Source organism: Saccharopolyspora sp. ASAGF58, from assembly GCF_012277335.1.
GTDB lineage: Bacteria > Actinomycetota > Actinomycetes > Mycobacteriales > Pseudonocardiaceae > Saccharopolyspora > Saccharopolyspora hattusasensis.
The window spans coordinates 5,007,546-5,027,635 of record NZ_CP040605.1; the positions used below are offsets into that span (position 1 = coordinate 5,007,546).

Sequence of the window (20,090 nt, forward strand, 5' to 3'; positions counted from 1 at the left end):
GGATCACACGTTGGATGCCACCCGCAGAGGGCCTCGGGGAGAACTCATCGTCGGGATGTCGGGCGCCTAACCGGTGCCTGTGAGGGACTCACAAGCCATGAGTGTGGCATGTGTTCCCCAACTGCGGAGTCGGGATGGTTTGATGGAGTCAGGCTTGGGTAGTGCATTGATCTGGCGCCGCATGACGGTCTCGGAACCAAGACCAGTCAGGGTAACCGCAAGCCGACGGAAACGACTGGTAGCGGTTCCGGAAGTAACCATGTCCCGTCGAAACCGCTGCTCAAAGCTGCCGTATATTGGCTGAAACGAACGGGTTGGCGAGTTCTTCATGCCCTGATTGCCGGGATTTCTGCGAGCGCGTCGCACAAGTTCCATCACTGGATGAACAAACTCGCCGACGCCATCGCAAACGCCTCGCCGGGCATCAAGGCTGCGTTGGAAGGAATTTCCGCGGCACTCAAGGGAAAGAACCCACTGTGGGGAGCCATCAAAGCGGCAGTCTTGAGCTTCAAGACCAAGCTCATCCTTGTCCTCGTCGTTGCCCTCGCACTGCTTCTGGGCCCGGTACTGCTCGTAGTCCTCTTGCTGGCCCTGATCGTCGCTGGTGTGGTCGCAGCGGTGCGGGCAGCGGGACGTTCGTGAACGACTGGCTGGTCGACGCCGGGGGGATCGAACCCTTGATGGAGCGTTTGTGCCGCGTCCCCGACGGTGTCGCGTTACTTTCAACTGCTCGGCCCGCGTCCGACCTGCGTGACGGCGCCTCCGGCGGTACCTATTCAGGTGCAGTTGATCATGCTGGATGTGGTGGTTGAGGGTTATCAGCGAGCTGCGCTACTCGAGGGCTGGGGTGAGGGCTGGTGGGAGCCAGGCGCCGGTGGTGAAGAGTTGTTGCAGGACGGTGAGTTTGTCGTGACCCCATTTGGTGGCGGTGTCGAGGCAGGAGTGCACGACGGCGAAGTCGGTGAGTCCTCGCAGAGTGCGCCAGGCGCCGCCTGAGGTGCGTTGTTGCACTTTGACGGGCCGAACCGATCGCTCCGCGACGTTGTTCGTGAACGGCACGGAAAGATCTGTCGCGAAGCGGAGGATCATGTCCTCGTAGCGGGTGAATCGCCGCAGGAGGGTACGGGCTTCGGTGGCGAGGGCTCCGCGCTGGCCGGTGTTGTCGGTGCTGCCTTTGGCGATCGCGCCGCGGTAGTGGTTGCGGATCCGTTTCAGGACAGCGGATTCGAGTTGGCCGGCGGGGCCGGCGGCGCGGGCGTGGTGCGCGGCTTGGTTGGCCTCGAGCAGTGTGTCGGCCATGGCCAGCGCCCATAGTTGACTGTCGGGGTCGGCGTCGGACAGCGCCCGTAAGTCTCTGAGCAAGTGGGCCGCGCACCAGGCATGGATCGCGGGCAGGTGCGCGTAACCGGAGTAGCCATCGCGCATGAGGATGCCGGTGAACTCGGGTAGTACCCCACCGGCGTCGATGTCATCGGAGCTACGTCCACCGACGTGCATCAGGGTCAGGTGCACGCGACATGCATATACGACAGCGCCCCGGCGGCACGACCGGTGGTCTCATCGGCGTGCAACACCGGGGAGGTGCGTAACAAGGCCCGCATACGGGGCAGGAACACGGTCTCCAGAAGGGCGGCGGCGTGCCCGCGGACCCCGGCGGTGAACCCGGTCGACATCCCGATCCCGGCCATCGCTTCCAGCAGCGCGGTGGCGCGGGTGACCGGCAGATGATGCCCACACGTCAGCAAAGCGGCCAACGCGGTGACATACGGCCCGATCCGCACCGGAGAACCCTGACGTAACACCAGCGCCACACCCCGATCGGCGCCCTCACCGACCCACCGGCAACGGCGGATTGCGTGCCCTCACCCGGTTTACAAGCCACACCGGGCTCGCCTCGACACTCGCCGTCCGTGCCGTCCGTGCCGTCCGTGCCGTCCGTGCCGTCCGTGGTGGTCTCGGGTGTGATCTCGCGGGGCACATCGGTGGCGGTCGGTTTGCTGACATGCGCGCAGCCACCGCAGCGACTTATCCGCTCTGGTCGTCGTGCACGATGGGTAAGCAGCTGTTCTGCTGGTGGCCCTGGGAAACGTCCGTGGCAGTATCCGGGAAAGATCCAGATGAGCACCTATCGCGTCGCGCAGGTTGCCACCGCCGGCGGGCCGTTTGAGATAGTCGAGCGCGAGATACCGCGTCCGGGTCCCGGGCACGCGCGGATTGCCGTCGACGCCTGCGGGGTTTGCCACAGCGACTCGTTCTTCGTCGACGCCGCGTTTCCGGGCGTCCGGTTTCCGCCTGGTGCCCGGGCATGAGATGGCGCCGTGATCCCGCGCCACCCGCGACGCTGCGCGCCTTCCTCGACCTGCCGACGACACAAGATTGACCGCGGGAAGGACGCCAGGTTCAATCGCTGTTCCGAAGGGTTCGTGCTCTTTCCCCGGACGTTTCCCCACGCGCTTCGATGATCCAGGTAGCGATCTGGGCACGCGAGTGGAAGCCCAGCTTGGCGAGGATGTGCTCGACGTGCGAGTCGACGGTGCGCTGGGCGATCACCAGCTCGACCGCGATCTCCTTGTTGGACATGCCTTGGGTGACCAGGGCGGCGACCTGCCGTTCCCGCCTGGTCAGCACGTGATCCGCGCGGTGCCGCGCTGCCGTGGCGGTGTCCGGCTGCTTCTTCTCACCGAGCGCGCAGGCGATGACCGCTCGCTGGGTCAGCCGCGCTCCCTCCTGCTGTGCGGCCTGGAACGCCTGATCGCCGAGCGCGTCCCGAACCCGGTCCGCAACCTGCTGCTTCCATTCCAACAGCGTCGGGGAGCCGAACAGCGGCCGGCCAATCCGTTCCCACATCACGTCCACGGCCCCGCAGAGCATGGCCGCCTGTTTCCAGTCCTTGTCCGCCGAAGCGACCCAGGACAGCACCTCGACGCAACACGGAATGCCCATCTGGTCGTTGAGCTGCGTCTTCCGGCGCAGGGCCGCCCGCAGGTGCACGGCGGCGTTTTTCGGGTTGCCCGCCGCCCACCAGCCCACCCCGACGTTCCACTCACACCACGACAGCGCCCAGCTCTCACCGAGGGAAGCAACAATGGCCCGGCATTCGTCCAGCAGCGCCATCATGAGTTCTGTGTCGCCCTGCAGACCGGCGACCTGAGCGCGCAAGGGGAATATGATCAACGCTGGGGCGGTCCACTGTTGCGCCGCGCGGTGGCGGGCCAGCGCTTCGTCCAGCAGCGCAGTCCCACCGTGCAGATTCTTCTCCCACATCTCCGAGTCACCGAGGAACTGGATCGCGAGCGTCGCCATGTTCTCGTCGCCAAGCCGCTCCGCCAGCTCACGGCATTGGGTATACATCGCAACGCTGCCCGAGTAGTCACCTTGAAAGTGCGCGATCCACCCGTTGAGCCACAGTGCGCGGGCGCGCTCACGGCTCGGCTCGGTGTCCAGGGCCAGCGCCCGGTCCAACCAGTAGCGGCCGTCCTGGACGAAGCCATCCCCAATCCAGTAGAACCACAGCGCCGTGCATAGACGCACCCCCGTCCAAGCCTCGCCCGGAGTCGTCAGGCAGTAGCTCAACGCCGCCCAGAAATCGGGGTGCTTGGCGCGCAACTGCTCACCCCAGTAAGACTGCCGTGGCCCGCAGGACTCCGAGTCCGCCCGTTCCGCCATGCCAAGGAAGTAGTCCCGATGCCGGTGGTGCAGCGTCGCCTCCGCGCCGGCCTCGGCGAGCCGCTCTCGGCCGTACTGGCGGATCGTCTCCAACATCCGATAGCTCCCGACACCGCCCTTCTCGCTGTGGGTGAGAACGGATTTGTCCACCAGCCCGGCCAAAGCAATCAGCACGTCCTGCTCGCTCAGCTCATCCCCAGCGCAGACGTGCTCGACCGCATCCAGGTCGAAGTCCGCGGCGAACACCGAACAGCGCGCCCACAGGACGCGCTCCTGCTCGGTGCACAGATCGAAACTCCACTCCACCGCGGCGCGCAGGGACTGTTGTCGGGGCAGCGACGAGCGGTGACCGGCGGTCAACAACCGGAACCGGTCATCCAACCGTCCCAGGACCTCTTCGAGCGACAGCACCCGAAGCCGAACAGCGGCTAGCTCGATGGCCAGCGGAACGCCGTCCAGTCGATGGCAAAGCCGAGCCACCAGTTCCTTGTTCTCGGCGTTCACGGTGAATCCCGGCGCCGCTGACGCCACCCGATCCTCGAACAACGCCAGCGCCTCGAACTGGCAAGAGGGCCTCTCCAACAGCAGCCCCGGTGGCGTCGACATGTCCATCGCCGGCAGTGACAACGGCTGGACCTGCCAGACGGACTCGCCGCTGATGTTCAGCGGTTCTCGGCTGGTCGCCAGCACCCGAAACGCCGGAGCAGCGGCCAGCAGCGTGCTCATCAATGTGCTACAGGCGGACAGCACATGCTCACAGTTGTCGAGCACCACCAGCAACTGCTTGGCCGACAAATAATCGACCAAACCGGCCTCACATGCGTGGGCCGACTGATCGCGCAGCCCCAGCGCGGCGGCTACCGCCTGCGGCACCAGCGAAGGGTCTTGCAGGCTGGCCAACTCGACCAGCCAGACACCGTCCCGGAACGCCCGCCGCAACTGGTGCCCCAGATGCAACGCCAACCGTGACTTGCCGACGCCACCGACGCCGGTCAAAGTCACCAGCCGCGACTCCGACAGCGCGCGCCTCACCTCGGCCATCGCTGCGCGCCGCCCGACGAAACTCGTCACCTCATGCGGAAGACGATCCGCACGAGAGTCGGTAGTCCTCATAACTCTGAGTCATGCTACCACCACGTCGCGGTCCGCTCGTGCGGCTTCGTGCTGGCCAGAAGGCTGACCGCGGATGCGTCGCACTGTCCATCCGGTCTGATCTCGGCCCCAGCCCTGCAGCGACATCGCCCGTCGTGGGTCCGCGTCGACGAAGGTCGTGGCCGCCGGGGCGACGGCGAGACCGTGCAGGGCCAGGTCGTAGATCGAGGCGTCCGCCTTCCTCAGTCCGACCTCTCCGGAGATCACTACGGCGCCGAAGGCGCCGTCGATGCGACGATGCCCGCCCGCGCCTCAGCCCGGAGCGGGCGATGAGCGCGACCTCGCCGGGCCTGCCCGGACTGGACTTCACCGCACTGACGCCGTGGTTCAGGGAGCAGGTGCCTGGTGTCGCGGCCGACGCGGAACTCACGGCCCGGCTCGTCTCGGGCGGCAAGTCGAACCTGACCTACGAGCTGACCGACGGCACCACGTCGTGGGTCATCCATCGCCCGCCACTCGGCGAAGTACTGGCGACGGCCCACGACGTGGCCGGGAGTACACCGTCATGACGGCGCTTCGCGGCACGCCGGTGCCCGTCCCGATCACCTACGCCATCTGCCCGGACGACGCCGTGCTCGGCGCGCCGTTCTACGTGATGGAGAGAGTGGAGGGCACGCCCTACCGATGGGCCAGGGAGCTGGCTCCCCTTGGAGCGGGGCGCGTGCGCGCCCTCTCGGAGCAGCTCGTGGAAGTGCTGGCCGCGCTGCACGAGGTCCAGTCCCCCACCGTCGGCCTGGCCGAGTTCGGGCGGCCCGACGGCTTCCTCGCCCGGCACGTACGCCGATGGGGCAAGCAGATGGACGCCTCTCGGACCCGTGCGCTGCCGCAGCACCGCCAGGGTCGTACGGCAACCCATACAGGAGATTCTCCGCCCACCGCCTCCAGAGCCCGCCAGAGACCGTCCACACGACCCCGCAAGGACTCGACTGTGACGGTGGGCCGGTCAAGCACAACCCGAATCAGGGAAGCCAAGAACACAAGAGCGCGGCTCCTGGATAGACCGTTACGGCTTGGACAACCCGATGATCTCCCACCGGAAACCGCGCCCTCGTCTCACGTCCCACCTGGACAGAAACCCGCCGCAACCCTCAGATCAACCTTGCACACGCCCTGGGGCCCGGGCGCCTCGCCGCAGGACAGGCGGTGCCACGCGGCCTCGATCTCGACAATCGTCGACCGCATCGCTACGAATCCCACCTCGGCGCCCGCTACCGCGCGGCACGCGCCGCACCGTTCAAGGCGGCCGCGACGAAAACCGAACGACCGGAACAGCACAAGAGCGCCTCCGCACAATAATGTCTTCTGCGCGAAGCACGAGATATCCGCGCACCACTAGATCGTGAAGCGGCCGGGGAACTGAGACGATTTAGTGCGGTGGGCTCGGCCACGGTCTATTCCGAGCGCAGCTGGTAGCGGCGCTCTGCGTAGGCGAGATCATCCCGCCACAGTCGCGCGGCTGCACGGCGCATGAACGGCCGGAGGACAGGCGCGGCCGCCCTGGCAACGCCGAATCCAGGTCGCTGCGAGTGTGCGATGACGGCTTCGACGACCGCCGTCCGCGGGCTCCCGTCGTCTCTGAAGCCCAGTGGGGTAGCGTGGGTTTCGACGACGCTGCCCACGCCCTCCCCGTCGATGATCCGCATGACGACGGTCCGCGGCTCGGGGCAGGTGAACTCCGCGCACACGGGTACGCCCAGCCCCGGCGCCACGAGAAAGGTCACCGCGACGACGAAACGGTCGTCGGTCTCATCCACATCGGACTCCCGAGGAGCGTGCAGGACGCGGAGGCGGGTGAACGAATAGGGGTGGAACCAGGCGCCGTGCCAGGGATCGAGCCGATTCGCGATGACGTCACCGGGCTCGCACGTCCCGACGAGGTTGGCGACCGAGTGGACGCTCGTGGCGAGCGCGGGGCGTTCCGGCAGGAGGGGAGCGGCAGAGGGCTCCTCGCCGCCGACCCGGTCCAGCCGCACCCACGCCAGGACGCCGTCGTCGTGACTGGGCAGGACCCGCCAGCCGCAGTCGCTCGTCTCCGCGAGGCGCAGGCCGTGCCACCGGCAGAGCAGGTCGCCGCCGGACACGCGCGCCAAGGCCAAGGGGGCGCCCAGGTGCGGGCAGGCACCGGGCCCGACGAGGAGCTTGCCCGTCTCGTTCCGCCACGCCACCAGCTCGACCCCGGCCACGCTGAAGCCGTGCGGCCGGTCGAGGCGGATGTCCCGGCTGCCGGCGAAGGCGAACCAGTTGCCGGAAGGCCGTGCCTCCGCGCGCTTGAGCGCGGCGGTGATCAGCTCCGGGCGGGCGTCGCGGTACGTCGGCTCCTGCCGCGCCCACGGCGTGCGGGTAATCGCCTGCAGCGGCCAGGTGCGCGGCCAGCATCGGCGCAGCCAGTTCTCGGTCCTCATCACCTCATCGCCTTCCTCGAGCGGCCCATGCGCGCAGCGGAGCGAGCCGGCCGCGCGTCGGCACGCTCGTGAGTTCGTGCCCGGCGAGGCCCCACAGGGCGAGCAGTCCGTTGGCGGCGTGCCATCCGGTGGCCGCAGCTCGTTCCATCAGGGCGACCGGCAGATCGATGCGGATTGCGTCACCGGCGAGGACCAACCCGTCGAACGGCGTCCGGACGCGGGGACGCCGGGAGAAGTCGCCGAGGCCGAACAGGGGGCAGTCCTGGCGCCACTGCGACAGTTCCGCGACGATCCGCGCGCCGGCCGTTTCCGGGTAGATCTCGTGCAGGCGATCGAGGAGGCGGATGCGCAGTGCCCGGGCTCGGGCCGCTTCGTCGCCGGGGCCGGACTCCGCGGCGTAGGCGTGCAGTTCCACGACCGCGCCCCCACAGTAATCGGCCCACGCGCGGGCTTCGCGCTCGTACCGGTTCAGCACGCTGATGTTGTCGAGCGGTGGCCGGCCGCTCGTCGCGAGGAACGCGGGCCGTTCCGGCGCGACGGGACGGTCCAGCCACAGCCGGTGCACCAGGAACGGCGGTGCGGTGCGCAATCCCAGCACTTGTTTGCGCCACGCCGGATCCCGCAGATCCGGCGATGCGGCGACGACCGAGCGCAGGCCCGCGACGTCCAGGGCCAGCACCACGCCGTCAGCAGGCAGCGCCTCACCTTCTTCGGTGCGCACGCGGAACCGGGGATCTGCGCGGTCGATGCCGGTGACCTCGACACCGGCGCGGAACCGCACGCGCCGCTCCCCCAGGAAGGCTCGCAGCGGCTTCCAAAGCGCGGTGTCGAACGCCGCGTCAGGGACGTCGAACAGCAGGCCCTCGGCCGATCCGAGGAAGTAGAGGTGGAACATCGCGGCGAGCTCAGCGGCGGACATCTCCCGTGGTGGGGCGAAGAAGCTCCGGGAGAAGACCTCGAACGCCAGGTGCCGCGCCGAAGGCGGGAAGTTGATGCGCCGCAACAGCGTCTCGGCGTCGGTGTGGTCGAGCTGTTCGTAGATTTCCGGCACGGACACCGCAGCGAGCGGAGCGGCCGCATGCGGGTCGAGCACCAGCAGGTCCCGCAACCGGAAGGTCGGGCTGCGCAGCGCGAAGAACAGCGCGTTCCACGGTGGGGTGCGCGGCAGCCCGCGGAAGGTGTCGCGGCCGCCGTGGGCGTCCAGGAGCGGGTAGTCCTCCACCGAGCGAAGCCGCGTCAGCGCCGGATCGGCGCGCTGCAGGAGTGCGCGAAGGTTGTAGTACTGGCGGAAGAAGGCGTGGAAACCCCGGCTCATCGATAGGGGAGTGCCGTCCGCAGCGCGTTCGCTCCAGGCGCCGACTCGGCCGCCGAGGTAGTCCTCGCGTTCGACCACGGTGACGTCGACACCGCGTTCGGCGAGCCCGGTGGCCGCGGCCAGGCCCGCGATCCCGGCGCCCGCCACGACGGCGCGGGGACGCCGGGGGAGCACGCCGGCGTGCGCGGCGCCCCGCGGCGCGAGGTGCCTGACCGCACGCGGATCGCGCGGCCCGGTTCCCTTCATTCGTCCTCCCGCCCCGGGTTCGTCGCCAGGAAGGTGTGCACCACACCGCGCTGCCATCCGGTCATCGTTTCGCTGTGCACGCCGGTGAACCCGGCCTCGGCCAGGCGCTGGCGGAATCTCGCCGCACCGTCGAAGCTCGTGACGCTCCGCCAGAGGTGGCGGTGGAGCGCGCTGTTACCCGTCAGCAGGGACCCGGCGGGGATGATGATCGACCAGCACACCGCGTGCCAGACGGCGGTGGCCACCACCGAGTCGCGGACCGAGTACTCGTGCGCGGCGAAGGTCGCACCGGGGCGCAGCAACGCCCGCAGGATGCGCAACTGCTGGTCCGGGTCGGCAAGGTTTCGGATCAGGTATGCGGCGAAGATCCCGTCGAACGGGCCGGAAACCCCTGCGGCAGCCAGGTTTTCGACCGGGGTTCGGACGAAGTGGACCGAGGCGGGCCAGGACTTCGCCCGGGCCTGGGCGAGCATCTCCGGCGAGGCGTCGATCCCGACGATCTCCGCATGCGGCGCTGCCACCAGCAACGCCGCGGTGGAGGCGCCGGTGCCGCAGCCGACGTCCAGCAGCCGCAGGCCCCGACCGCTGTCCGGGATGCGCATCCTCCGCGCCGACAGCCGCAGATGGGCGTGGTAGCCCGGGTTGGCGCCGACGAGCCGGTCGTAGGCGGCAGCACCCGTGTCGAAGGCCGCCGGCACGGCACTTCGAGCCAGCCCGGTCCGCCCGACTCTCATACCGACTCCCCGGCTCGTCGGGCTTGCCGTTCCCACAGCAGCAAGGCGGCGGTGACGAGGGCGAATCCGAACAGGAAGTCCTCCACCGGTATGTCCCAGGGCAACCGGAGCCCGCTGATGTGCTCCGGTGCGTACAGCACGATGGGTGCCGAGAGCTTGGTCAGCCAGCCGTCTACCGGGGCCTGGAAGCCCATCACGATCGCCATCGAGATCCAGTAAGCGGATTTGCCAAACAAACCAGTGCGCAGGACTGCGAGCTCCCACCAGCACACCGCGACGGCAGCGAGCACGGCCGGGACCGTGTAGCCCAAGCTAGTCATGAACCCACCTCCTTCGTCGGGCGTCGACGGCGGAGCATGGCCTGCACGCAGCCGTAGGTCAGCAGCCCGCACAACGGGATCACCAGGAAGAACAACAACTCTTCCAACGGGATCGCAAACGGCAGCCGAACACCGGTCACGTGCTTCGGGTTGTAGCTCCAGACCTGCGCCGCGATGGCGATGGCGTCCCAGACCAGGAACACCAGGGCGACCGGCAGCACCGCCCGCGCCAGCCGGGCGGGCCGACGGTAGACACGCGCGCCGAAGAGCTCCAGCGGAGCGGTGACCGCCAGGCAACCGGCGAGAACGAGCAGGTACTCGAACCGCTCCATCACGCCCACCTCCGCGTCGCGGCGGTGAGGTGGTCACCACCCCGCACTCGCCTGCGCACCCGCAGCGCCCGCACCAGGCCGGCGGTCGCGAGCCGCGCGCGGCGGAGGCGGCCCACCCTGGCCCGCTGCGCGAACACTGCGAAATCGGCTTCCTCGATCCTGTCCAGTATTTCCGAGTACAACACCAGAGCGGTGCCGATGCAGGGCCGGGAAATCGGGTGCAGCAGCGCTATCCCGTTGCGGGCAAAGCGGTAGATTGTCCTGGTTGCCGCGTGCTGGTCCGCTAGGGCGGCCCGGACCCGCGGATCGGTGCGCCGGTGCTGCCGGCACCAGGCCAGCAGGTCGCGGTCCACGCCGAACGCGGCGAGCTCGTCGGCAGGCAGATAGACGCGTCCGCGGTCGAGGTCCTCGGCGACGTCGCGCAGGAAGTTGGTGAGCTGGAAGGCCTTGCCCAGCGCGGCCGCGTGGGGAGCGGCGTCCTCCTCGTCGCACACGGTGCCCAGCACCGGCAGCATCTGCAGGCCGATCGCTTCCGCCGAGCCGCGGACGTAGACGTCGAGAGCCCGCCGGTCGGGGTAGTCGGAAACTGTGAGATCCATACGCATCGACCGCATGAAGTCCGCGAACAGGCTCCGGCGGATGCCGTGGCGCCGCGCGGCGTCCACGACCGCGGCGAGGACCGGGTCGTCGCTGCGCCCGCTGTCCAGCCCGGCGAACAGCTCCCGCGACACGGCGTCGAGACGCGCGGCCAAGTCCTCGGGGCGCGCGTCGGCCGGGGCGGCGTCGACGATGTCGTCGGCCCAGCGGGCGAAGCCGTAGAGCGCGTGCACCGCCGGGCGCTGGGCGGGTGCGAGCAGCCGGGTGGCGAGGTAGTAGGTCTTGCCGTGCTGGGCGTTGATCCGGCGGCAGAGAAGGTACGCCGCCCGCAGTCGCGAGTCGATGATCCCGGCAGCGTCCAGGCAGCCGGTCATCGCGTCGCTGCCGGTCCGAGGACGGTCCGAGCGGGGCGCGCGGTACCCGTGATCCGATCCGCCGCCAGCCGGCCGGAGATCAGCGTGGTCGGTACGCCGACACCCGGCACCGTGCTGCCACCCGCCAGCACCGCGTTCTCTACCCCTCGCGGAAGGTTCCGCGGCCGGAAGGGACCGGTCTGCGCCGCGGTGTGTGCGAGGGCGAACGGCGTCCCGCCGACCATTCCGGCGCGCTCCCAGTCGGCGGGGGTAACGGCATGACTTACCTCGACGGCCGCGTCCACTCCGGGCAGCAGGCGCGTGCTCACGTGCGCGAGCAGTTCCTCGACGTACGGGCTAGTCACCCGATCCCAGTCGATGCGCCCGCGCTCCGAGTTCGGCGCCGGGGCGAGGATGTAGACCAGGTCGCGGCCCTCGGGTGCGAGGGCGGGATCGGTGGCGGTCGGCCGAGTCACCAGCAGTGAGGGGTCGCTCATGAGGCTCCCGTCCCAGATCAGCTCGCGAAGCGTGGCACGCCACTTCTCGCCGAAGAGGATCGTGTGATGCGCGGTGTCCGGCCACTGCTGCCGAGCACCGACGTGCAGCACGACTGCGGACGGGGCGGCTCGCAGGCGCAACGGTCGACGCGGGGTACGTCCGAGGAGTCTGTAGGCCAGCGGCAGCTCGGTGGTCAGCACGACCGCGTCCGCGGGAAAGCGCCGCCCGTCGGCGGTGCGCACCGCGCGCACGCGGCTGCCGGACTTCTCCAGGGCAACGACGGTGCTCCGGTAGTGGAAGCGGACTCCGGCGGCGCAGGCGGCGGCGGCGAGCGCGTCCGGCAACGCCCGCATACCACCCCGCGGGAACGACACGCCCGCGACCGTGTCCATGTAGGAGATCACCGCGTACGCGGCAAGCGCATGCTGCGGGGACAGGCCGACGTACAGCGACTGGAACGAGAACACCCGCCGCAGCCGCTCGTCACGGAGGAACCGGCCGATCGCCCGCTCGAGGCGGCCGAACGCGCCCATCGCGGCCAGCCGGGCCAGCGATGGCGTCAGCAGCGAGAACGGGGAGTCGGTGTTGGCGGCGACGAACCGATCGAATTCGAGCCGGTACAGCTTCGTCAACCACGACCTCAGGCGGCGATACCCCTCGGCATCCGCTGGACCGGCGAACTCGCGCACCGCACCAGTCATCGCCTCAGGGTCGCTGTGCACGTCGAGACGGCTGCCGTCGGCGAACTGCGCCCGGTAGGCAGGATGCACCGGGTGAAGGTCCAGCCGGTCGGCGAGCGCCTCCCCGACCGCCGCCAGGGTGTCGGCGACGACATCGGGCATGGTGAGCACGGTCGGGCCGGTGTCGAGCCGATACCCACCGAGGTCGAGCCGCCCCGCGCGACCGCCGGGAGTCGCGTTCCGCTCGACGACGGTGACCTCGCGCCCGCGACCTGCCAGGTGCAGCGCGGAAGCCAGCCCGGCCAGCCCGGCGCCCACCACCACGATTCGATCCGTAGGGCCCCCCACCACCCGCATTCCCGGCCCCCCTTCCCCCGGCTGCGTGCGTCCTTCACCCACCTTGAAGCACCGCGACAGGATTTGCATCCGCCCGCACACCGGGCCTGCGAGAGATCCCCACGGCTTCCCACGGTCGGTCGACTGGACGTCCACACACCGGGTCACGCGCGGCGGTCGTGTCGATGAGCAGGCCACGGCACAGCGTGGCGGAGCGCAAGCGGCGCGTCGGAGGAACGCGACACGAGGCGAATCGGGTGCTGGGGACGAGCTGCCCGTCGTCCGCGCCAAGCGTAGCGAGCCGACATCACGTCTGGCTTCGTCCTGGAGCACTGCGCAATCCCCACCCGCACTGGAGTGGCGGGATCAGCGCCGACGGGAGACCCTTCCGCCGAGACGTCCCGGCCAGTGCAGGCCGTCCGTCCGGCCTTCTGCCAGGACGTCTTGATGGGGGGTGGGGGGCCGCCGGCCAACGGTCGGCACGGCGCGATCACGTGCCGCGAACCGCGCTGCAGCACCGACATGAGGGGGCCGGATGCAACACCTTCGGCCGGAAGGACCGGCTGTCGGCGAGGGCGAGCGCGGTCGCACTGATCGCGGAGCCCCTCCCGGTTCTTCTCCGCTCGGCGACGGTGAACGCTCGGACCTGGAGAGCTGGTCGACCAACGTACGTGCTCGGACCCGGGAACTCGTGCTCGACTTCGTCCACGCGCAGTGGGCAAACCACGTGCGCGGTGTGGAAGGTGACGACTTCCTCAGCGATCTCCTCGGAGAGTACGCCGCGAGCGGGAAGTACCTGCGGTCCACCTTGACCTACCTCGGGTGGCGATGCGGAGCGAAAGCGGGCGAACACGCGTTCCGCGCTGCGGGTAGTGCTGAGCTCCTGCACGCCGCCGCACTGCTACAAGACGACGTCATGGACGATTCCGCCCTGCGGCGCGGGCGCCCTGCAGCGCACGTCCAGCTCGAACAGTGGCACCGAAGCCGGGGCGTGCCGGGGTCGTCGAGCCGGTTCGGCAGGTCTGCTGCCACGCTGCTCGGCAACCTGTTCCTGGTGTGGGCGGAGCAAATGCTGCGCGAGAGCGGGATGAGCGCCGCGGCGCTGGCCCGTGGCTGGCCGTACTACGACGCGATGCGCAGCGAACTCGCCGTGGGCCAGTTCGTCGATCTCCTCAATGACGCTCGACGGAAACCTTGCTTCCGCCACGTGCTGGACGTGATGTCCCGGAAGTCAGGAAACTACTCGGTACGTCGGCCACTCGAACTCGGTGCTGCGCTCGCCGGTTGCTCACCGCCGCTGCTGGAGGTTCTGGGCGGGTACGGCGACCTGGTGGGGCAGGCCTTCCAACTCCGCGACGACCTCCTCGGCACCTTCGGAGAGGCGTCCGCGACCGGGAAGCCGAGCGCGCACGATCTGCGGACGCACAAGGCCACCAGCGTCGTCGCCCTCGCCTACGAGCTCGCCACGCCGACAGCACGCGGCGAGATGGACCGCCTGTCGCAAGCGGACGCATCCGACGAGGATGACATCGAAAGCTGGCAGATCCTGTTGGCGGCCACCGGCGCCGTCGACGTCGTCGAGAACCTCATGCGAAGTCGCGTCGAGGAAGCGGTCCGACTCGTCGGCCAATGCCCGGACCTGGGCGGGCTCTGTCGAGGTCTTTTGGCTGACATGGCCTTTCGGTGCTTTGAGCGAACGACCTAGCTAGTACGGCAATGGCCATTCGGGTTGTGACCCGTGGGAATGTGTGGCTGTGTCGGCGTGGGGCAGCCGCCTGTTGATCATGTGTTTGTGAAGACAACAGGGTCGCAGGCGGCTGCGGCTGTTAGGGTAGATGCTCGGTTGGCTGGGCGGAAGTTGGGTGAGTTGTCGGAACGGCTGCGCTGGTGTTTTCGGCGGGCCGAGCCGTTCGTGCAGGCCCGTAAGTAGACGCCGAACCGCACGCAGCGGCTGCTGAACCGGGCGGTGTGGGACGAGGGCGCGGCGATGGCCGAGGTTCGGCGGTTCGCGGTGTCCGGGCTGGAAGAGGCGGCCCGCAAGGCCGGGCGCCGGCGCGGGAAGTTGTTGATCGGGGCGCTGGATGAGACCGGGCAGCAGAAGAAAGGTGAAGCCACCGCGGGGGTCAAACGCCAGCATATGGGCTGTGCGGGCCGGGTGGAGAACGGGCTCAACACGGTGCACCTGTCCTATGTGCGCGAAGGTGTCGGGCATGCGTTGATCGGGTTCCGGCAGTGGATTCCCGAAGAGCACATCACCGACCCGGTGCAGTCGCTGCGCTCGGCGTTGCCTGGGGATCTGAAGTTCCGCACGAAAGGTCAGCTGGCCATCGACATCTGCACGACGGTGGCCGCTGACGGGATCCGGCCCGATTTCTATTGCGGGGACGAGGTGTACGGAAGCTGCACCGAGTTGCGGGAGCACTTCGAGACCGACAAGCAGGCGTACGTACTGCGGGTCCAGAAGAACTTCCGGATCACCCTGCCCAGCAGAACGGTGCTCTCGGCCGCCGCGGCTGTGAAGACACTACTGAAACGCAAGCGACAGTGGGAGATTCGCTCGGCCGGCAAGGGCTCCAAAGGCGACCGGTGGTACGCATGGGCCTGGATCGCCACCGCCTCACCCCGGCACTACCTCCTCATCCGCAAACACCTGCGCACCGGCGAGTTGGCCTTCCACTACTGCTTCGTGCCCGATCGGACAAGCTCGTCGGGGAGGTGGTGCGTCTGCTGTTGGAGGCGTATTGTGAGCCGACGTTCTCCGACCGCCCACACGGGTTCCGGCAGGGCGTGTGCAAGGTTGACCTGTCCGGTTCAGGTAATCGGGTAGGGAGGTGGGGGCCGGTCAGGGTCCCGGCAAAGTCGGGTTTCAGCATGTCAGGAGCAGTTCGATGGGCCGGTTGAAATCGCGGGCGTGATGTCGGCAGGCGGCGGCGATGTTGGTGTGGCCGGCGAGTCGGAGCAGGCTGATGGCGGTGTTGCGGAGGCTGGCCATCACCTGGGGTGCGTGGCCGGTGCGGATCTGGCTGCGGTCTTCGTCGTAGGTGACGTCGCGGACCCAGTGCAGCCCGTTTTCGATCGACCAATGTCCGCGCAACCATGTGGCGATCTGGTCGGGTCCGGCGTCGGTGACGGTGAGACTGGTGATGGCGTAGACGGTTTCGCGGGTGCGTTTTCCGGTCTTGCGGTTGGTGCGGGTCCGGGTGAGTCGCAGGACCTGAGCGGCGCCGGGGAATCCGATGCCCGTGATGAGTTCGGTCGCTTTCAGGGTGCGGGTGTCCTGGCGGCCGTGGCCGCGTTCGCGAGTCACTGACAGGGAGGGAATGTCTTTCCAGGGCAGTGATTTCACTCGTTTCCTTAAGGTGGGCTGGTTGGATTTCACTGTGAGGATGTAGTGGCCGCCGCGATCGCGGATGATCTGGGCGGTGTCGCGCTGGCAGTGCATGGCGTCGGCGGTGATGACCGCATTGGTGATGTCGAGAGTGCCCAGAAGCGTGGCCAGTACAGGGATTTCGTTGGTCTTGGCGCCGACGGCGACCTGGGCGAGCACGGCTTTGCTGCGCTGGCACAGCCCGGAGAGCAGATGCACCAGCTTCCCGGCGGTGTCCTTGGCTCCCTTGACCGTTTTCCCGTCGAACGCGATGATCCGCCGCCCGCTGATCGTGCTGGTACGCAGCCACATCCACGCACTGATCTTCTCGTCGAACACATCCCCGGGAAGTCGTTGCAGTACACGACGGATCGTCGATTCCGACGGCGGCCGGCGACCAACGCCCAGCCGGACCAGCGCACCCGCTGGTGCATCGGTGGCCCACTCGGCGATCGCCGTGAACGAGCGTGCCCCGGCCAGCGTGGCCGCCAGCGCAATGGCCAGCACCACCGCCAGGCGGTGCCGCACACCCCGGCGCTTGCGTGGATCGACCACGTCCGTCAACACCTCCAGCAATCCCTGGAGGACCGGCGATCCGGCGTCCGTGACGGATGCGGGCTGGGCAGGGCCTGACTCGACCGGGGTTTGACGGGCAGGAGATGATGAGAACGCGGGCACGGCGACGACTTCCTGACGATCGGTGTTTGGCGACTTCGATCATCACCCTGCGATCGCCGTGCCCGCGCTCACGACACGCCGTTACCGCAGGTCAACCCATCACATCAAGACTTTGCCGGGGCCCTGGGGGGCAGGTTGGCCAGGTGGTGGACCGTTTCGATACCGGCGACTTTGCCGTTCGGGCCAGCGCCATATTCGGATGCCCTGCCGGGCCCCCCGAGCAGATCGGTTCGCAGGTTTCCGTCCAGAACAAGGACCTTTCAGGCTGCGGGCCCTGGCACGTCCGAACCCGCCCACGATTTCCATTGAAATTGCGGAGGTTGTCCACAGGCATCGGCGTGTCGGGGTGCGACACGCCGACGGTCCGCAAGTTCCATTGAAATCGAAGGTTCGATTTCAATGGAACTTGCGGGTTCTCTCCGCCGAGGCGGACTCGATGAACGTCTTCGCACCGGCGGTCACCGCCAGCACCGCCAGGGCCGGCAGCAACGGCAACCCATACAGGATTCCCCGCCCACCGCCTCCAGAGCCCGCCAGAGTCCATCCACACGACCCCGTGAGGACTCGACTGTGAGGGTGGGCCGGTCAAGCACAACCCGAACCTGGGAAGCCAAGAACACAAGAGCGCGGCTCCTGGATAGACCGTCACGGCTTGGACAACCCGATGATCTCCCACCGGAAACCGCGCCCTCGTCTCGCGTCCCACCTGGACAGAAACCCGCCGCAGCCCTCAGATCAACCTTGCACACGCCCTGCGGGTTCCGGCCTGGTAGAGGCTGTCATACCGCGCTGCGGGAGGTGGCCAACACCTGGACCGGGACGACTTGGTTCGTTGAGGGAGACATCGCCGATTGTTTCGGAAGCCTTGATCATCAGGTCATGCTCTCGATCCTGGCGGAGAAGATCCATGACAACCGGTTCCTGAGGCTGCTGCGTAACATGTTGCAAGCCGGATACCTGGAGGACTGGACCTGGAACGCGACACTCAGCGGCGCGCCGCAGGGTGGATGCGCTTCACCTGTCCTGTCCAACATTTATCTGCACCGGCTGGACACCTTCGTAGAGACGGTTCTTATCCCGGAATACACCCGAGGGGGCCGGGCCTGGCTTAGGCCAGGCTCGGCTACGGCTTGCCGGGGCGCGCCGCGCCTCACAGCATTTTCGAGAGTGCTGGCCCAGCGGTCTCGGTTGAACTGCGGGGGTCCGGTGTGTCAGGGCGAGTGCACATCCGTCCCTGAGGATTCGAGAGGTCCCCGATATTCGGCCAGGCTTGCCAGGACCTTCCTGAGCATGGTGGGCAAGCTGGTCCGGTCGGCGATGAGCCAGCCGTTGGCCTCGGCCAGGGCCATGAGCTCGCCGTCGGGTTCGAAGGCCACGCTGAGGGCGGACCGACGAAACACTTCGGCGTCGTTGATGGAGTTGCCGAGGGCCAATACACACTTGGGCGCGACGCCAGTACTGCACGTCAGCTCGGCGAGGACGGCAGATTTTCCACCGCGTACGCCAGGGGCGCTGGCGAGCTCACCGGTGTAGCGGCCCGCGTGAGTGCTGGCGATCGCCCCACGGGCGTAGGGGATGCGCAGGTCCCGTGCCGCGGCCTGGATGACCTCATCCGGGCTGCCTGAAATCAGCATGCTGGGGATCCCCAATTCCGCTAAGTCCTCAACGAGCCGACGGCTGAAGGAAAACAACTGCCCGCTCACCTCGGCCCAGCATTCCTGGGCGACCTCCTGGACCTGGTGTTGTGCCTGCCCTTTCAGAGACGCGGCATAACGCTCGTACACGATCGCCGTGGCCGAGGCTAGATCGAGTTCCCCGTCTTCGTAGCGTCGCGCCGCGAGCTTGATTTCCTTGATGTGCTGAGGATCGGACAGGTCTCGCGCCGCTAGACCGGCGACGAACTCCATGCCGAGGATCCCGGGAAACAACGTCCCGTCCATATCGAGAACCGCAAACTGTCCCGCGCCGGGGAAATCGTTGCCAACGCGCCTACCGTGCATCCGATGGGCCAACCATGGTGAGGGCGCTCGGATTCATTGCCGCCTGCTGCGGCAGGTCGTTCAGCATCGTGTCCAGGCCCTTCCGCTGCCACGATTCGATCATCCCTCGGATCCAGATCGCGAGGCGGTGCGACAACTCCGCGCCGCCGTTGGACCCGAGCTCCTGGTTCAGGTGCCATTCGGTTCGCTGGAGATGCTCGGAGGCGATGCGCAGTGTGGTCTTTAGACTCGGCTCCCAGTCGTCCTGCCCCCACGCCTGCAGCGTCTGCACGGTTAGCGGGTCACCCGGCCTGTGGTCCGTGGTCGCTGACTCAACGAGGAGGGTGACGGGCAGGGTGTAGTTGCCCAACTCGATGTCGCAGTCGGCCTTCTTGGATCTCTCCTTCTCGGATTCTCCCCGCCAGGCTTGGATGTCCTCGACGTCGTCGGAGAACTGGAAGCCAACACCGAACTCGCGGATGGCATTACGTAGGTGGGTGAGATCCACCGGCCATAGCGGACTGGACATGCACCCCACGACGAGCCCGAGCTCTAGCATCGCCGAGGTCTTGCCGATGTTGATGGCCTCGTGGGTCGCCCTGTCCTTGATCGTGCCGCGCTGGCGCAACTCTCGTAGTTGCGCCACGTTGACTCTGTGGAATGTCTGGAGGAACGTGCTCGCTAGCTCGGCGCAGTCGGCCTGGACAATCGCCAGTGCCCTTGCGGAGACGATGTTGCCGATGAGCAACGCCTGCTCGATGCCCACCGACTTCCAGAGCGTGGGCACGCCACGACGAACGGTCCCCTTGTCCAGGATGTCGTCGTGGATCAGTGTCGAGGTGTGCAGCAGTTCAAGCGCGACACAACGCCGAATCAGGCGTTCCGAGATTTCCCCAGCCGCGACCGCAGCCAGACGAGACCGCACAAGCCTGCCCGCAGCCAGCTCGCCCGCGTGGTCGGTAAAACCGTACGGAAGCAGAACGCGGCGATACTCCTCTTCGAGCTCGACAGTCAGCCGCGATCCAAACTCGACGAGGTCAGGAGTAATCAGAACGGGCCTCGACACTGTTTCTCCTATGACTCGCTTGGGCACGCTCGGCAACGAGCATCGGGGCTGACCGGCACGCCGGTCGATCGACTGAGTGTCGTGGAAAGATCATATCTATCTCGACCACGGAGCCCTCACCGCAGTCGGTCACCAGCGCGCCGTCGTCCAGCTTCCCCGACAAATCCCCCCTACCCAGCGGACACGCGGATGGGCGGGTTTCTGGCGTATTCGGGGACCGCCGCATATCGCACCGGATGCGTATTGGCGACGGTGTGAGACCCGCTTCGCGGCAGGCGGGAAACCATGTCCGAGCTGCGCACCGCGCTGACGGGAAGCCTTATCGCGCGCGTGCTTCCGCTGGTCAGCGGAGACGCGGGGCGGCCTGCT

18 protein-coding genes and 2 pseudogenes are annotated in these 20,090 nt (G+C 67.9%); 7 read left to right on the forward strand and 13 right to left on the reverse strand.

The features are described 5' to 3' along the window. Nucleotides 1–381: 381 nt before the first annotated feature. Entirely contained in the window at nt 382–642 is a 261-nt protein-coding gene (locus FDZ84_RS23955; protein WP_210435075.1) for a hypothetical protein, read from the forward strand. A gap of 189 nt (nt 643–831) precedes the next feature. Here FDZ84_RS23955 and FDZ84_RS23960 read toward each other — a convergent pair. After that, nucleotides 832–1,772: pseudogene (locus tag FDZ84_RS23960) on the reverse strand (IS66 family transposase); the annotation flags it as partial. Between the two features lie 345 nt (nt 1,773–2,117). On the opposite strand from FDZ84_RS23960, the gene FDZ84_RS23970 reads away from it, so the two are divergent. Then, entirely contained in the window at nt 2,118–2,309 is a 192-nt protein-coding gene (locus tag FDZ84_RS23970; protein ID WP_210435076.1) for a hypothetical protein, read from the forward strand. A 91-nt stretch (nt 2,310–2,400) separates the two neighbouring features. Here FDZ84_RS23970 and FDZ84_RS23975 read toward each other — a convergent pair whose 3' ends face one another. Together FDZ84_RS23975 and FDZ84_RS23980 are read right to left on the reverse strand one after the other, a co-directional pair. Continuing rightward, nucleotides 2,401–4,707 (reverse strand): LuxR C-terminal-related transcriptional regulator, encoded by a 2,307-nt coding sequence (locus tag FDZ84_RS23975; protein WP_168590306.1) that lies wholly within the window; start codon nt 4,705–4,707, stop codon nt 2,401–2,403. An 81-nt stretch (nt 4,708–4,788) separates the two neighbouring features. Next, nucleotides 4,789–5,025: a hypothetical protein gene (locus FDZ84_RS23980; protein ID WP_168587731.1), complete on the reverse strand. Its 237-nt coding sequence runs from the start codon at nt 5,023–5,025 to the stop codon at nt 4,789–4,791. Nucleotides 5,026–5,087: 62 nt separating this feature from the next. Here FDZ84_RS23980 and FDZ84_RS39215 point away from each other — a divergent pair, with 62 nt between their 5' ends. Together FDZ84_RS39215 and FDZ84_RS39220 are read left to right on the forward strand one after the other, a co-directional pair. Continuing rightward, nucleotides 5,088–5,327, forward strand: a complete 240-nt coding sequence (locus FDZ84_RS39215) for a phosphotransferase family protein (RefSeq protein WP_246868377.1) — start codon at nt 5,088–5,090, stop codon at nt 5,325–5,327. Next, entirely contained in the window at nt 5,324–6,154 is an 831-nt protein-coding gene (locus tag FDZ84_RS39220) for a phosphotransferase family protein (RefSeq protein WP_246868378.1), read from the forward strand. Before FDZ84_RS39215 ends, FDZ84_RS39220 begins: the two co-directional genes overlap by 4 nt. A gap of 55 nt (nt 6,155–6,209) precedes the next feature. On the opposite strand, the gene FDZ84_RS23990 is transcribed toward FDZ84_RS39220, so the two are convergent. Genes FDZ84_RS23990 through crtI form a run of 7 tightly spaced genes read right to left on the reverse strand, consistent with a single transcriptional unit; the run spans nt 6,210 to nt 12,652 of the window. After that, entirely contained in the window at nt 6,210–7,220 is a 1,011-nt protein-coding gene (locus tag FDZ84_RS23990; protein ID WP_168587732.1) for a DUF5914 domain-containing protein, read from the reverse strand. Nucleotides 7,221–7,224: 4 nt separating this feature from the next. Then, entirely contained in the window at nt 7,225–8,781 is a 1,557-nt protein-coding gene (locus FDZ84_RS23995) for an FAD-dependent oxidoreductase (protein WP_168587733.1), read from the reverse strand. After that, nucleotides 8,778–9,515: a class I SAM-dependent methyltransferase gene (locus FDZ84_RS24000; RefSeq protein ID WP_168587734.1), complete on the reverse strand. Its 738-nt coding sequence runs from the start codon at nt 9,513–9,515 to the stop codon at nt 8,778–8,780. Before FDZ84_RS24000 ends, FDZ84_RS23995 begins: the two co-directional genes overlap by 4 nt. Next, nucleotides 9,512–9,835, reverse strand: coding sequence for a lycopene cyclase domain-containing protein (locus tag FDZ84_RS24005; protein WP_168587735.1), 324 nt, complete (start codon nt 9,833–9,835; stop codon nt 9,512–9,514). The genes FDZ84_RS24000 and FDZ84_RS24005 overlap by 4 nt, the downstream gene beginning before the upstream one ends. Continuing rightward, complete coding sequence (locus FDZ84_RS24010; RefSeq protein WP_168587736.1) at nt 9,832–10,167, reverse strand: lycopene cyclase domain-containing protein; 336 nt, start codon at nt 10,165–10,167, stop codon at nt 9,832–9,834. The genes FDZ84_RS24005 and FDZ84_RS24010 overlap by 4 nt, the downstream gene beginning before the upstream one ends. Then, nucleotides 10,167–11,138 (reverse strand): phytoene/squalene synthase family protein, encoded by a 972-nt coding sequence (locus FDZ84_RS24015; RefSeq protein WP_168587737.1) that lies wholly within the window; start codon nt 11,136–11,138, stop codon nt 10,167–10,169. The genes FDZ84_RS24010 and FDZ84_RS24015 overlap by 1 nt, the downstream gene beginning before the upstream one ends. Further along, nucleotides 11,135–12,652, reverse strand: coding sequence for a phytoene desaturase family protein (crtI, locus tag FDZ84_RS24020; protein WP_168587738.1), 1,518 nt, complete (start codon nt 12,650–12,652; stop codon nt 11,135–11,137). The genes FDZ84_RS24015 and crtI overlap by 4 nt, the downstream gene beginning before the upstream one ends. A gap of 514 nt (nt 12,653–13,166) precedes the next feature. On the opposite strand from crtI, the gene FDZ84_RS24025 reads away from it, so the two are divergent. Continuing rightward, nucleotides 13,167–14,336 carry a polyprenyl synthetase family protein gene (locus FDZ84_RS24025; RefSeq protein ID WP_168587739.1) on the forward strand — a complete coding sequence of 390 codons (1,170 nt, stop codon included), beginning with the start codon at nt 13,167–13,169 and terminating at the stop codon, nt 14,334–14,336. 249 nt (nt 14,337–14,585) lie between these two features. Then, nucleotides 14,586–15,458, forward strand: a complete 873-nt coding sequence (locus FDZ84_RS37930; protein WP_371812916.1) for a transposase — start codon at nt 14,586–14,588, stop codon at nt 15,456–15,458. Between the two features lie 39 nt (nt 15,459–15,497). Here the strand turns inward: FDZ84_RS37930 and FDZ84_RS24035 are convergent, their stop codons facing one another. Then, nucleotides 15,498–16,676 (reverse strand): ISAs1 family transposase, encoded by a 1,179-nt coding sequence (locus FDZ84_RS24035; protein WP_371812664.1) that lies wholly within the window; start codon nt 16,674–16,676, stop codon nt 15,498–15,500. 576 nt (nt 16,677–17,252) lie between these two features. Here FDZ84_RS24035 and FDZ84_RS40905 point away from each other — a divergent pair. After that, nucleotides 17,253–17,726 (forward strand): annotated as a pseudogene (locus FDZ84_RS40905) (reverse transcriptase/maturase family protein); the annotation flags it as partial. A 161-nt stretch (nt 17,727–17,887) separates the two neighbouring features. Here the strand turns inward: FDZ84_RS40905 and FDZ84_RS24050 are convergent. Together FDZ84_RS24050 and FDZ84_RS24055 are read right to left on the reverse strand one after the other, a co-directional pair. Next, nucleotides 17,888–18,616: an HAD family phosphatase gene (locus FDZ84_RS24050; RefSeq protein ID WP_168587740.1), complete on the reverse strand. Its 729-nt coding sequence runs from the start codon at nt 18,614–18,616 to the stop codon at nt 17,888–17,890. Between the two features lie 49 nt (nt 18,617–18,665). Then, complete coding sequence (locus FDZ84_RS24055; RefSeq protein WP_246869219.1) at nt 18,666–19,748, reverse strand: polyprenyl synthetase family protein; 1,083 nt, start codon at nt 19,746–19,748, stop codon at nt 18,666–18,668. Nucleotides 19,749–20,090 lie beyond the last annotated feature (342 nt).